Source organism: Azospirillum sp. B21 (genome assembly GCF_008364825.1).
Lineage (GTDB): Bacteria > Pseudomonadota > Alphaproteobacteria > Azospirillales > Azospirillaceae > Azospirillum.
In genome coordinates, this window is the sequence record NZ_VTTO01000006.1 from 400,992 (window position 1) to 412,891 (window position 11,900).

Here is an 11,900-nt window from a genome sequence, read left to right on the forward strand (position 1 = left end):
GCCGGGGTTATCCTGGGTTCGGGCTTTTTCTCCGCGATCGGACGATTCGGGCAGCGGCTTCCCGAACCCCGCCTGTCAGCGGAGCTTCATGGGACTGCAGGAATAGGCGGAGGCGCCCCTCCGCCCATACCGGGGGCCGGTCAGCCGTACGACTTCGGCTCGATCACGCCGGTGGTGGGGTTGAGGCCGAGGATGGGCAGCTTCGCCTCCTTCCAGGCATTGAGCCCGCCCTTGACGTGATGGACGGTGCCGGCACCGGCCTCGATCATGCGTTGCGCGGCCATGCCGGACCGCCGGCCGGTGCCGCATTGCAGGATCACCATCCGGTCGCCCCACATGGCCGGCAGCGCCTTCGGATCGAAGGTGACCAGCGGATAGAGCAGCGCGCCGGGAATGCGCTCCGCGCCATATTCATAGGGCTCGCGGACATCGACGAGGACGGCCTCGCCCCGGTCCAGCCGCGCCTTGGCTTCCACGGGGTCGAGATCGACGATCTTGTGTTCGGTGCTCATGGTATTGCCCTTTCGGTTTTGGACGGGGTGCCGCCGCGAAGCGCGACGTAGATGGCGGGGATGACCAGCACGGTCAGCAGGGTGGAGCTGGCAAGCCCGAACAGCATGGAGATCGCCAGCCCCTGGAAGATCGGGTCGGTCAGGATGAAGGCCGCCCCGATCATCGCGGCCAGCGCCGTCAACAGGATCGGCTTGAAGCGGATCGCCCCGGCCTCCAGCACGATGTCGCGGATCGGACGGCCGCCCTCCTGCGCATGGTCCTCCCGCAGATGGCGGATGAAATCGACCAGCAGGATGGAGTTGCGGACGATGATCCCGGCCAGCGCGATGAAGCCGATCATCGAGGTTGCGGTGAAGGGCGCCGCGAACAGCCAATGGCCGATCAGGATGCCGATCAGCGTCAGCGGCACCGGCACCAGGATGACCAGCGGCAGCTTGAAACTGCCGAACTGGGCCACCACCAGCAGATAGATGCCGAGGATGGCGACGGCGAAGGCCGCCCCCATGTCGCGGAAGGTGACATAGGTGATCTCCCATTCGCCGTCCCACAGGATGCTGGGCCGGGTTTCGTCCCCCGGCTGGCCGTGCAGCCGTACCTCCGGCGGACCGTCCAGCCCGACGGCGCGCCAGTCGATCTCCGACAGGCGGTCCTGCACCGCCAGCATGCCGTAGATCGGCGCCTCGAAGCTGCCGGCCAGCTCCGCCTGCACCATCTCGGCGAAGCGGCCGTCGCGCCGGAAGACCGTGTAGGAGGCGGGCTCCCTGGTCATGGTGACGAGGTTGCCCAGTTCCACCGACCCGCGCCTCCCCGGCACCGGCGTCGCCAGCACGCGCTCCGACAGGAACAGGTCCGATTTCGGCAGGCGGACGGAGATCTCCATCGGCAACCGCCCGGCGCCGCGATGGGAATAGCCGACCGGCACGCCGCCGAGCAGCGCCTGCAGCGTGTCGTAGACCGCCTGCTCCTCCACGCCGAAGAACTCCAGATTGCCATGGTCGAGCGCGAAGCGCAGGCGCTCCCCCGGCTGGCGGACGGTGCCGTCAATGTCGACGACGAAGTCGACCCTCCGGAACGCTTCCCGGACCAGACCGGCGGTCTCGCGGCGGGTCTCGGCATCCGGGCCGTAGACCTCGGCCAGCAGCGTGGACAGCACGGGCGGCCCGGGCGGGACTTCCACCACCTTCACCACGGTCCCCGCGGGGAAGGGCACGGCGGCAAGCCGCCGGCGCAGGTCGATCGCCACGTCGTGGCTGGCGCGCGTGCGCTCCGCCCTTGGCGCGAGATTGACCTGCAGATCGCCCTGGGCCGGCTGGCGGCGCAGGTAGGAATGGCGTACCAAACCGTTGAAGTTGAAGGGAGACGCCGTGCCGGCGTAGGCCTGGATGCCGGTCAGTTCGGGCAGGCCGGCGATGCGGTCGGCGGCGGCGAACAGAGCGCGCTCCGTATCCTCCAGCGAGGCGCCCTCCGGCAGGTCGATGACCACCTGAAGCTCCGACTTGTTGTCGAAGGGCAGCAGCTTGACCGTCACGTCCTTGCTGTAGAACAGGACAAGCGAGGCCAGCGTGGCGACGCCCACCGCCAGCAGGAAGATCCAGGCCGACCGCCTGCTGCGCACCACCGGCCGCGCCGCCGCCAGATAGAGCCGGCCGAGGCGCCCGCCATGGCCGCCCCCATGATCGCCCCCATCATCGCCATGCGCGGGCGGCATCTCGCCGCGGCGCAGCTTCACCATCAGCCAGGGCGTCAGCACCATGGCGACGAAGAAGCTGAACAGCATGGCGGCGGAGGCGTTGGCCGGGATCGGGCTCATGTACGGCCCCATCAGGCCGGACACGAACATCATCGGCAGCAGGGCGGCGACCACCGTCAGGGTGGCGACGATGGTGGGGTTGCCGACCTCGGCCACCGCCTCGATGGCGGCCTGGATCTTCGGCCGGCCGTCGCGCATCGACCAGTGGCGGTCGATGTTCTCCACCACCACGATGGCGTCGTCCACCAGGATGCCGATGGAGAAGATCAGCGCGAACAGGCTGACGCGGTTGATGGTGTAGCCCATCGCCCAGGAGGCGAACATGGTCAGCAGGATCGTGGTGGGGATGACCACGAAGACCACCGCCCCCTCGCGCCAGCCGATGGCCGCGGCCACCAGCAGCACGATGGACAGCGTGGCGAGCGCCAGATGGAACAGCAGCTCGTCCACCTTCTCGTCCGCCGTCTCGCCATAGTTCCGGGTGACGGCGACCTCCAGGTCCTTGGGTAGTCCGGCGGAGCGCAGGGCGTCCAGACGCTCCAGCACATGGTCGGCGATGACCACGGCGTTGGCCCCCGCCCGCTTGGCGACGGCGATGGTCACCGCCGGCACGCGGGTCAGCCCGCCCTTGCCGTCCGGCGTCATGTGCCAGGCCCGCGCCTCCTCCGGCCGGGCACCGACGATCACGTCGGCGACGTCCTTGACATAGACCGGGCGCCCGTCGCGCGTGGTCAACAGCAGCAGGCCGATGTCGGGAACGCCCTGCAGGGTCTGGCCGGCCACCGCCGGCAGGCTGCCGCCGCGCGAGCGCAGCTGCCCGACCTGGAAGGAGCGGTTGGCATTCCTCACCTTCTCCACCAGCTGGTTCAGCGTGATGCCGGACAGGGCGAGGCGTTCGGGATCCGGCTCCACCCGGATCTGGTCCGGCCGGCCGCCGACGATGTAGGTCAGCCCGACATCGTCGGTCTTCACCAGCTCGCCCAGCATCCGGTCGGCCGCCGTCCACAGCGCGTTGTCGTCCCAGCGCGCCGCCGCCTCCGCGCGGGGAAACAGCGTCAGCGTCAGGATCGCCACGTCGTCGATGCCGCGGCCGACGACCAGCGGTTCCGGAATGCCGAGCGGCATGCGGTCGTAATTGGCGCGCAGCTTCTCGTGCACGCGGAGGATGGCGTTGTCGGAGGGCGTGCCGACGACGAAGCGCGCCGTCACCACGGCGCCGTCGTCCACCGTCTGGCTGTAGACATGCTCGACGCCGTCGATCGCCTTGACGATCTCCTCCAGCGGCTTGGTCACCAGCTCCACCGCGTCGTCGGCGCGCAGCCCGTCGGCGCGGACATGGACATCGACCATCGGCACGCTGATCTGCGGCTCCTCCTCGCGCGGGAGGGAGAGAAGGGCGACCGTCCCGACCACCAGCGAGGCCAGGAGCAGCAGGGGGGTCAGCGGCGAGCGGATGAAGGTCCGCGTCAGCCAGCCGGACAGGCCGAGCCTCATCGCGCCGCCCCCGCCTTGACGATCACGTCGCCGGGCCGCAGGCCGGACAGGATCTCGATGGCGCCGGAACCACTGTCGGAGCCGTCACCCGGCACCGGCCGGCCGACCTGAACCGGGATCTCCGCCCCATCGGCGAGCCGCACCATGTCCAGGCCCAGCCGGCGGGTCAGATAGTCCGGCGGGATGAGGATCGCCTCGCGGCTGCCGGTGGCGACCAGAACCCGCACCCGCTCGCCGACGAAATAGTCGCCTAGGGCCGAAACCTCGGCATCCGCCACCACCTGCCCGTCCTCCAGTTCGGGATAGACCCGGCGCACCGTTCCGCGGGCGAGGCCGGCCGCCGGATCCGGCGCGAGGCCGCGGGCGCCGACCAGAACGGGATCGCCCTGCTTCATGAAGCGGGCGTGACGTTCGGGCAGGCGCAGGCGCAGCACATAGCTTTCCGTGGCGATGGTCGCCACCGCCTCCCCCGGCAGCACGACGACACCGTCGACCAGCGGCACCTGCAGCACCCGGCCGGCCGCCGGGGCCAGCACGTTGCCTTCGCGAAGCTGCTGTTCGACCACGGCGCGGTCGGCCTTCATGGCGGCCATCTGGGCGCGGACGACGTCGAGCGCGGTCGTCGCGTCGTCGAGCTTCTGCTGGCTACCGATGCCGGTGGCGCGCAGCTGGCGGGCGCGGTCGAGCTCGATCTCCGCCTGACGCTGCTGCGCCTGGAGCGACTGCAGCCGGGCGTCGAGCGCCGCGATCTGCAGCGGCAGCTTTGGGTCGCCGACGGTGGCGATCACCTGCCCCACCTCCACCCGGTCGCCTTCCCGCACCGTCAGGCCGGACAGGGTGCCGCCGATCCGGGTACGCGCCTTGGCCTGACGAACGCTGTCCACCGTGGCGAACACGGATTTCAGATCCTCGACGGGGCGGCTTTCGACGGTCATACGGCCCTCCTCCGCCGCAAGCGGAGCGGAAAGGCAACACAGCAGGAGGGCGAGGATGGGAAGCGCCGGAAAGGCGCTCTTGCGGGTGCTCATGATGGGAAACCCTGGCCAATGACTCTCGGTTTGACGCTTGACCATTTAATAAGATAAATCTAATTTAGCGTCAACGAATGCATTATGGGGAGCCAGGAGATGCCGCCTCCGGTTGGCCCCCTCGGGAGTGGACACATGAACATCGACCGCATCGTCATGGCCTTCGCCGGAACCGTCATCCTGGCCGGCCTCGCCCTGTCGCAGCTTCACAGCATGGCGTGGCTGTGGCTGCCCGCCTTCGTCGGCGCGAACATGCTGCAGGCCGCCTTCACCGGCTTCTGCCCGCTGGCCATCGTGCTGAAGAAGGCCGGCGCCCGCCCCGGCTGCGCCTTCAACTGATCTCCACCGCTCACAGAAGGATACGGATCATGCACAAGAATTGGCCCGACATGACGGTCGAACTGTCCGGCGCCATCCGCGAACTGCGCGGCGGCGCGCCGGAGGTGATGAAGGCCTTTTCCGGCATCGCCCAGGCGGCGCTGAAGGCGAACGCTCTCGACACCAAAACGAAGGAGCTGATCGCGCTGGGCATCGCCGTCGCCATCCGCTGCGACGGCTGCGTCGCCTTCCACGCCGAGGCCGCGGTGAAGCAGGGCGCCACCCGCGAGGAGATCATGGAGACCATGGGCATGGCCGTCTACATGGGCGCCGGTCCCTCCGTCATGTATGCTGCCCAAGCGCTGGAAGCCTATGACCAGTTCGCGGATAAGGCCAAGGTCACGGCCTGATCGATGGGACGGGGACGACCATGAACCACCTCGCGCTTCTCCTTGCCGCCGCAACCGTGGCCGCGGCCGGCATCGTCACGGGGGGCACGGCAGCAGCGGCGGATCTCGCCGTTTCGGTCGGCCCGGTGCGGGACGCGGCCGGACAGGTGAAGGTCGTCCTCTACGATCGCCCGGACGCCTTCCGCAAGGAGGCGCAGAGCCGCGCCATCCAGACGGTTCCCGCGGTGCCCGGCATGGTGGAGGTGGTCTTCCGCGACCTCCCCGCCGGCACCTATGCGATCATGGCCTATCATGACGAGGACGCGAGCGGCGACCTCAACCGCTTCCTCGGCATGATCCCCACGGAAGGCTATGCCCTGAGCAACGATCCCGAGGTGACCGGCCCGCCCTCCTTCGAGGCGTCGGCCTTCGCACTCCCGGCGGCGGGCTCCAAACTCAAGCTGTCGCTGCGCTATTGAGCGGGGCGGGCAAATGCTCGCTTAGGAAAGCCAGAACAGGGGCCATCACCTCCTCCATCCGGTCCACCGTGTCATGGCCGACGCCGGGCAGGATCGTCAGCCGCCCCAGCCCCTCGGGAAGGGAGGCGGCGATGGCCTCGGAGTCCTCCGGCGGCGTGGTGGTGTCGTCGGCGCCATGCAGGACCAGCGTCGGGCAGCGGACGCGCGCCGCCGTATTCACCGGTGCGATGCCGTCGAAGCGCTCGCCGATCACGCGCTCCACATAGCGGCAGATCAGCCAGCCCAGCGGCCGGTAAGGCACGCGATGCAGGGCAAGAAAGCGCCGCATGACGATTTCCGGATGACGGAAGGCGGCCAGCGACACCACGGCGGCCGGCTTGCGCAGGCGCGCCGCCGCCAGCAGCGCCGCGGCGGCCCCCACCGAATGGCCGAGCAGGGCGATGCGCCCCGGACTCGCCTCCGGCTGCCGCTCCAGCCAATCGAAGGCGTGGGCCAGATCCTCGGCGAAGCGCGGCATGGAGGAATGGCCGTCCCGGTCGCTGCGGCCGTGGTTGCGCGCATCCACCAGCAGAACACCATAGCCCGCCTGCCGCAACGGTGCGGCGACCGGCAGCATGTCCTCCGCATTGGCGCCCCAGCCGTGCATCACCACCAGATGGGGAGCCGGGCCGCCTCCCGGCGGCAGGATGTGCCACGCGAACAGACGGCGGCCACGTTCCGTGACGATGGAGGCGGACCGGTACGGCAGGCCGGCATCGGCGGGAGTCCCGACCTCCGGACGGCAGGGAATGCGGAAACCGCGATGCACCAGCGCCCGGACGGCCAGCGGAAGTCCGAGCGCAAGCGCCAGCGCGGCTCCGGTGCCGGGGCCGAGGACCGCTTCCACCCAGCTCATGGCGTCTTTCCGGTCACGCCGGCGTCAGTGCCCGTGCGGCGCCTTCCAGGCGAACACTCCCTGGACCGCATAGGCGAGAATGGTCGCGCCGACCAGCCCCACGCCCCAGATCAGGCCGACCAGCAGCCAGTCCACCGGTCCGCCGGCATCGGAAAAGCCGGAGATCGTCACCATCGCCATCAGGCCGAGCGCGGCGAAGCCGCCCAGGACGCCGACGATCTCGGACCGGACCAGCCGGCGGCTGACCAGCCCGCCTTCGTGCAGCAGCACGGCGGCGAAGGATACCAGCCCGGCGATGGCGAGCGCCGGCAGGATCCACAGAAGCGGACCCAGCATTTCCTGGAACACCACCAGGAAGACCGCGAGATCGAATTCCTTCATCCTGTCGTCCTCCGCTTATGCCTGGCCGCGCAGCATCGACATGTAGGTCGGCTTCAGAGCCATGGTCTTCATGACCCAGGTCACCCACAACTCCTCCAGCGGCGCGATGACGCCGGGGAAGGAGGGAACGAGGTTGTCCTCGTAATCGAATTCCACAAGCATCGCCCGGCCCAGCCGCGTGATCAGCGGACAGGAGGTGTAGCCGTTGTAGACGCTGGCCGAGGTCGTGCCCTGGATGCTGGCGATCAGGTGATCCACCGCCACCGGCACCTGCCATTTCACGCTGGCCGCAGTCTTGCCCTTCGGAACGCCCGCCACGTCGCCGATGCCGAAGACGTTGGGGAAGCGCTTGTGCCGCAGGGTCGGCTTCTCCACCTCCATCCAGCCGTCGCCGGCCCAGACGCCCTCCTGCCAGCGCAGCGGGCTGTTGCGCACGGCGGCCGGGGCCCGCATCGGCGGGACGACATTGATGAAGTCGTACTTGAATTCGGCCGTGCCGGTCGGGGTCTTGTAGGTGGCGATCTTGCGGCCGGGATCGATCGCCGTCATCACACGCTCGTAGGCGACCTTCACCTGCCGGTCGCGGAACAGCATCCGCACCTTCTCGGAGACGATGAGAACGCTGAACAGGCCCTTGTTCTGCGCCGTGTAGATCAGTTCCGACTTGCCGCGCGTGCCATTGCGGCGCAGATAGTCGTCGGTGATGAAGGTGTATTTCAGCGGCGCGCCCGCACATTTCATCTCGGTGGCCGGACGGCCGAACAGGCCGACACCGCCGGTCTCGGCAAAGCGCGCCATCTCCTTCCAGGTCACCACGGCGGCGGCCGGACCGGCATAGACGCTGCCCAGCCCATCCTTGCCGATCAGGTCGGTGCTCATGCCTTCGATGGCGGCATAATCGAGATGCAGTCCCGTCGCCACCATCAGGAAGTCGTAGCGGATGGCGCGGCCCTTGTCGGTGACGACCTTGTTCGCCACGGGGTCGAACTCCGCCACCTGCTCCTCGATCAGGGTGACGCCGCGGGGAAGATAGTCGGCGGTCGTCGAGACGACGTAGCCCTGCGGCTTCAGCCCGGCCGCCACCAGGGTGAAGCCCGGCTGATAATAATGCTCCTTGCGGCGGTCGATCACCGTGATCGTCGCACCGTCCAGCCGTTCGGCAAGGCGGGCGGCGGCGGCCAGACCGGCGGCGCCGGCACCGGCGATGACGATGTGGGCCTTGGTCGCGACCTTCGGCGGCGCCTCCGCCGCCCTGGCGGGTGCGGACACCGCCATCAGCGTTGCCGCGCCGGCACCGGACAGCGCCAGCATCCTGCGGCGGCTCAGCGGAGAGTCGAGGCCCGCGATCAGACCATCGCGCGGCGGGACTTCGTTCGTCATGCGCTTTCCCCCGGAATTCAGTGTTGTCCGCGCGCCGGCCCGGCATGAGGACGCACCTTATTTATAAGAGAATTCTTATATTGCTGGATGGCAATACAATCAAGCGAATTCGGGGTATGCCGGTTATCGCTTTGCAGGTGGCCGCCCTTTGGATTAAGAGCGACAGCCTCACCGGTCCGCAGCCATCCCGAACAGCCCCCGAATCTTCGATGCCGATCGCAGATACCGAAATCGCGGACGTGGCCCGCCTGCTCGCCATCCTGGGCGAGCCGTCGCGGCTGCGCATCGTCCGGGCGGTCTGGGAAAGGCCGCAGGCGGTCAACCGGATCGTCGAGGCGACCGGGCTGAAACAGGCGAACGTGTCGAAGCAGCTTGGTTGCCTCGTCGAGGCGGGCATCCTCGGCCGGCGCCGCGACGGGGTTTCGATGATCTACTTCATCGCGCTGCCGCTGGTGCGGGACCTCTGCCGGCTCGTCTGCGCCGGCGTCCGGCAGATCAATGACGGGAAGGCACCGATGCCGCCGAACGACGAAGCCCAGCGCGTTTAGAGTCTGTCTGGTGCTTATTGAAGCACCAGACAGACTCTAAGCTTATGGTTTTCCGTGTGATTCACGCTTCAAGCGTTTCCGCTTGAACCGATCACACTCTAGGAGGCCGGCTTTTCCAGGATGGTAAGCCGGGCGGGCTGGTCGAAGAAGAAGAAGCCGTCGCGCAGGGTCGCCAGCTCGTGGAAGCGGGCGCGCAGGACATCCTCGCCGGCGGCGACGCGGCTCTTGCGCGTCGCATCGATCAGGCCCATCCGGGTGGCGAACGCCTCATAGCCGTCGAAGCGCACCGGGTTGAGATAGACGACCTCCTCCCGCTCGACGAACAGGCCGGCGGAGCACGCGCTTCTGAGCGACGCCAGGGCGGCGGCACGCACCTCCTCCTCGTCCTCGACCAGCCGGGTCAGCTGGAAGAAGGGGCCGTCGGCGATGGGCTCGTTGACCAGCACGAGCCCGCCCGGCAGCAGCACCCGCGCGGCCTCGGCGAGGGCGCCGGCCATATGCTCCACCGGAACATGGTGCAGGCTGTTCATGAAGACGACGCAATCGGCGGAGGCGTCGGGCAACGGCAGTGCCTGTCCGACGCCCTCGACGTAGCGCTCGTTCCCGGCCGGTTCGGCGGCACGGGCGCGCTCCAGCATCTCGGCGCCGCACTCGACGCCGATCACCTGGGCGCCCAGCCCGGTCAGCGCGCGGACGAACCCGCCTTCACCGCAGCCGACATCGGCAACACGGCGGCCGGCCAGATCGAGGCGCTCGGCGATCACGTCCAGGGCCTTGCGGCGGATGGGCTCGCTCATGCGTGATTCTCCTTCGGCAATCGCGCCATGGTCGCAGGGCAGCCTCGCATATATCGCAGAGAGCGGTCCAGCCCGAAGCGATGGCGCTCAGCCGCCGATGTAGTGCGGCATCAGCTTCGCCTGATCGCCGACCCAGACGCTGCAGCGGCTGTCCTGATTGCGGAAGAAATAGACCTTGCCGGGCTGGCGCAGGTTCTGCGGATCGATCAGGTTGGCACCGCCGGAAAAGGCGACGCCATAGCGAAACTCCGGCGTCGCCGCCCAATAGAGGCCGTCGACCTCCTGCAGGAAGGCGCCGCGCTGGCACAGGCGCGACAAGTTGCGGTCGAAAGTGGCAAGGCCCTTCAATCCCTGCGGCAGGGCGTAGACGCGGCGGCTTTCGGTGCGGCGCAAGCGCGGCTCGTGGCCGGGCGGCGGGGGCTCGTAGGCGCGGAACGGCGGGCGCAGATGGCCGGGGGCGGTCCGGTCGGTGGGCAGCACCTCCTGCGCTCCCGCGGACAGATGAGGCAGGAGGGTGGCCAGCGTCGCGACGGTCAGGAGGAGGCGGGTCATCGCACCGACGGGTTGTTGGCGACGAAGGCGAAGTAGGGCAGACGCCGCACCGCGTCCGCCACCATCAGATAGGCGACGGCGAAGGCGATCAGCGAGCCGAGGAAATAGCCGTAGCCGTACCACGGGAACCCCATCCGGCTGAACAGCAGGGTGAAGCCGGCATTGGCGGCCAGATAGACCAGCTGCGCCGTCAGGTTCCGCGCCCGCAGGTCGAAATAAGCCAGGATCACCGTGCAGAACAGGAACAGCACCTGGAAGAAGGCGCCCAGCACGCCGAAGCGGAACATGCCGATCTGCTGGTACTGCAACCCGATGGCCCCGACGATGGCCGGAGCCAGGAAGATGCAGACGGCGCAGACCGCTCCCTGCAGGATCACCAGATTGCGGCTGCTGTCTGCCAAGGCGGCGATGATGGCGCGGTGGTTGCGGGCGATCTGGTCGAAGGTCGCGTGCTTCTGGATGTCGCGGTAGAAGCCCTGGTAATGCTCGAAGAAGCGGGTCTCGATGTTCACCGTGAACAGGGTCAGCGCCGGCAGTGTCGTCAGGTAGGCGACGAACATGGCGCCGTCATAGGCGCTGTAGATCGCCATGGCGCCGGAGACGATCTCGCGTTCCGGCGCGAACCACATGATCCATTTGTCGGTCCACACCGCGGCGTTGGCGAACAGGCCGATCAATGCCAGGTCCCAATAGCGCCGGAAATAGCTCAGGAAATCGAACAGCCGGCCCACAGGATAGGGATATTCGGCGAGCACCCGCGCGATCAGCCCGAACTGGATCACCGCCAGCCCGGCGGAAAAGCCCCAGACCATGCCGGCGGCGCCATAGCGGTCGCCCAGCAGCAGCGTGGCGGCCATGCCCACCGCCATGCCGACGCCGAAGGCGACGGTGACGGCCAGATAGTCCTTCAGCGCCGACAGGAAGATCGACACCACCCAGATGCCGCAGACCAGGAAGAAGTTCGCCAGCCCGCCCAGCATCACCGGCAGCGGCAGTCCGCTGAACAGCGGATAGAAGGGTCCGGCCGTCAGCGCGGCGATGGCATAGGCCAGCCCCAGCGTTGCCAGCAGCATGCCCGGCGCCGCCTCCACCTCCTTGGCATAGATGGCGTCGGCGAGATAGCGGGTGGCGACCATCACCAGCGGCCCGGTGAACACCACCGAGAAGCAGAAATTGTAGATCACCACCACGCGGAACAGCGTCAGCTGCTCCATCCCCACCAGATCGCGCCCGATCAGGGTGATGCCGGCCAGCGCCAGGATGGTGAACATCCACGGCCCCGAGGTGATGAAGGCGGAATGGGCGTAGCCCTGCAGCACGCCCAGCAGGTCGTCGCGCCGGGCGAGCCGGCGGAGCGCGAAGCCGATGCCGGCCAT

The 11,900-nt window shown here is 68.4% G+C and carries 13 protein-coding genes; 4 read left to right on the forward strand and 9 right to left on the reverse strand.

The features are described 5' to 3' along the window. Window positions 1-140: 140 nt before the first annotated feature. From FZ983_RS17480 to FZ983_RS17490, 3 genes are read right to left on the reverse strand one after another with little or no spacing between them, the layout of a single operon-like run. On the reverse strand, window positions 141-512 hold the full coding sequence (locus FZ983_RS17480; protein WP_149224777.1) for a rhodanese-like domain-containing protein: 372 nt from the start codon (window positions 510-512) through the stop codon (window positions 141-143). Beyond that, window positions 509-3,757 carry an efflux RND transporter permease subunit gene (locus tag FZ983_RS17485; protein ID WP_149224778.1) on the reverse strand — a complete coding sequence of 1,083 codons (3,249 nt, stop codon included), beginning with the start codon at window positions 3,755-3,757 and terminating at the stop codon, window positions 509-511. Before FZ983_RS17485 ends, FZ983_RS17480 begins: the two co-directional genes overlap by 4 nt. Continuing rightward, on the reverse strand, window positions 3,754-4,785 hold the full coding sequence (locus tag FZ983_RS17490; protein WP_188092374.1) for an efflux RND transporter periplasmic adaptor subunit: 1,032 nt from the start codon (window positions 4,783-4,785) through the stop codon (window positions 3,754-3,756). The genes FZ983_RS17485 and FZ983_RS17490 overlap by 4 nt, the downstream gene beginning before the upstream one ends. 135 nt (window positions 4,786-4,920) lie before the next feature. Between FZ983_RS17490 and FZ983_RS17495 the strand changes: the two genes are divergently transcribed. The 3 genes from FZ983_RS17495 to FZ983_RS17505 are packed head-to-tail and all read left to right on the forward strand — an operon-like array spanning window position 4,921 to window position 5,971. Next, on the forward strand, window positions 4,921-5,124 hold the full coding sequence (locus FZ983_RS17495; protein WP_108547940.1) for a DUF2892 domain-containing protein: 204 nt from the start codon (window positions 4,921-4,923) through the stop codon (window positions 5,122-5,124). 29 nt (window positions 5,125-5,153) lie between these two features. Continuing rightward, window positions 5,154-5,513, forward strand: a complete 360-nt coding sequence (locus tag FZ983_RS17500) for a carboxymuconolactone decarboxylase family protein (RefSeq protein WP_149224779.1) — start codon at window positions 5,154-5,156, stop codon at window positions 5,511-5,513. A gap of 20 nt (window positions 5,514-5,533) precedes the next feature. Next, complete coding sequence (locus FZ983_RS17505; RefSeq protein WP_149224780.1) at window positions 5,534-5,971, forward strand: DUF2141 domain-containing protein; 438 nt, start codon at window positions 5,534-5,536, stop codon at window positions 5,969-5,971. On the opposite strand, the gene FZ983_RS17510 is transcribed toward FZ983_RS17505, so the two are convergent. From FZ983_RS17510 to FZ983_RS17520, 3 genes are read right to left on the reverse strand one after another with little or no spacing between them, the layout of a single operon-like run. Then, on the reverse strand, window positions 5,949-6,866 hold the full coding sequence (locus tag FZ983_RS17510) for an alpha/beta fold hydrolase (RefSeq protein WP_149224781.1): 918 nt from the start codon (window positions 6,864-6,866) through the stop codon (window positions 5,949-5,951). The two genes, FZ983_RS17505 and FZ983_RS17510, sit on opposite strands and share 23 nt — an antisense overlap. Before the next feature lie 24 nt (window positions 6,867-6,890). Next, the gene (locus tag FZ983_RS17515; protein ID WP_149224782.1) at window positions 6,891-7,247 is read right to left on the reverse strand and encodes a DUF5368 domain-containing protein; all 357 of its coding nucleotides are present in this window, start codon (window positions 7,245-7,247) and stop codon (window positions 6,891-6,893) included. Between the two features lie 15 nt (window positions 7,248-7,262). Beyond that, window positions 7,263-8,627 carry an FAD/NAD(P)-binding oxidoreductase gene (locus FZ983_RS17520; RefSeq protein WP_149224783.1) on the reverse strand — a complete coding sequence of 455 codons (1,365 nt, stop codon included), beginning with the start codon at window positions 8,625-8,627 and terminating at the stop codon, window positions 7,263-7,265. A 209-nt stretch (window positions 8,628-8,836) separates the two neighbouring features. Here FZ983_RS17520 and FZ983_RS17525 point away from each other — a divergent pair, with 209 nt between their 5' ends. Further along, entirely contained in the window at window positions 8,837-9,175 is a 339-nt protein-coding gene (locus FZ983_RS17525) for a metalloregulator ArsR/SmtB family transcription factor (RefSeq protein WP_149224784.1), read from the forward strand. A gap of 98 nt (window positions 9,176-9,273) precedes the next feature. Here FZ983_RS17525 and FZ983_RS17530 read toward each other — a convergent pair whose 3' ends face one another. The 3 genes from FZ983_RS17530 to pelG form a co-directional block, all read right to left on the reverse strand. Beyond that, window positions 9,274-9,972, reverse strand: a complete 699-nt coding sequence (locus FZ983_RS17530) for a class I SAM-dependent methyltransferase (protein ID WP_149224785.1) — start codon at window positions 9,970-9,972, stop codon at window positions 9,274-9,276. Window positions 9,973-10,059: 87 nt separating this feature from the next. Next, on the reverse strand, window positions 10,060-10,524 hold the full coding sequence (locus FZ983_RS17535) for a hypothetical protein (RefSeq protein WP_149224786.1): 465 nt from the start codon (window positions 10,522-10,524) through the stop codon (window positions 10,060-10,062). Then, window positions 10,521-11,900 carry an exopolysaccharide Pel transporter PelG gene (pelG, locus tag FZ983_RS17540; protein WP_149224787.1) on the reverse strand — a complete coding sequence of 460 codons (1,380 nt, stop codon included), beginning with the start codon at window positions 11,898-11,900 and terminating at the stop codon, window positions 10,521-10,523. Before pelG ends, FZ983_RS17535 begins: the two co-directional genes overlap by 4 nt.

What these genes read in the sequence shown, in the direction of transcription:
- FZ983_RS17480 (WP_149224777.1), bottom strand. Translation starts at nt 512, where the DNA reads ATGAGCACCGAACACAAGATCGTCGATCTCGACCCCGTGGAAGCCAAG.
- FZ983_RS17485 (WP_149224778.1), bottom strand. Translation starts at nt 3,757, where the DNA reads ATGAGGCTCGGCCTGTCCGGCTGGCTGACGCGGACCTTCATCCGCTCG.
- FZ983_RS17490 (WP_188092374.1), bottom strand. Translation starts at nt 4,785, where the DNA reads ATGAGCACCCGCAAGAGCGCCTTTCCGGCGCTTCCCATCCTCGCCCTC.
- FZ983_RS17495 (WP_108547940.1), top strand. Translation starts at nt 4,921, where the DNA reads ATGAACATCGACCGCATCGTCATGGCCTTCGCCGGAACCGTCATCCTG.
- FZ983_RS17500 (WP_149224779.1), top strand. Translation starts at nt 5,154, where the DNA reads ATGCACAAGAATTGGCCCGACATGACGGTCGAACTGTCCGGCGCCATC.
- FZ983_RS17505 (WP_149224780.1), top strand. Translation starts at nt 5,534, where the DNA reads ATGAACCACCTCGCGCTTCTCCTTGCCGCCGCAACCGTGGCCGCGGCC.
- FZ983_RS17510 (WP_149224781.1), bottom strand. Translation starts at nt 6,866, where the DNA reads ATGAGCTGGGTGGAAGCGGTCCTCGGCCCCGGCACCGGAGCCGCGCTG.
- FZ983_RS17515 (WP_149224782.1), bottom strand. Translation starts at nt 7,247, where the DNA reads ATGAAGGAATTCGATCTCGCGGTCTTCCTGGTGGTGTTCCAGGAAATG.
- FZ983_RS17520 (WP_149224783.1), bottom strand. Translation starts at nt 8,627, where the DNA reads ATGACGAACGAAGTCCCGCCGCGCGATGGTCTGATCGCGGGCCTCGAC.
- FZ983_RS17525 (WP_149224784.1), top strand. Translation starts at nt 8,837, where the DNA reads ATGCCGATCGCAGATACCGAAATCGCGGACGTGGCCCGCCTGCTCGCC.
- FZ983_RS17530 (WP_149224785.1), bottom strand. Translation starts at nt 9,972, where the DNA reads ATGAGCGAGCCCATCCGCCGCAAGGCCCTGGACGTGATCGCCGAGCGC.
- FZ983_RS17535 (WP_149224786.1), bottom strand. Translation starts at nt 10,524, where the DNA reads ATGACCCGCCTCCTCCTGACCGTCGCGACGCTGGCCACCCTCCTGCCT.
- pelG (WP_149224787.1), bottom strand. Translation starts at nt 11,900, where the DNA reads ATGGCCGGCATCGGCTTCGCGCTCCGCCGGCTCGCCCGGCGCGACGAC.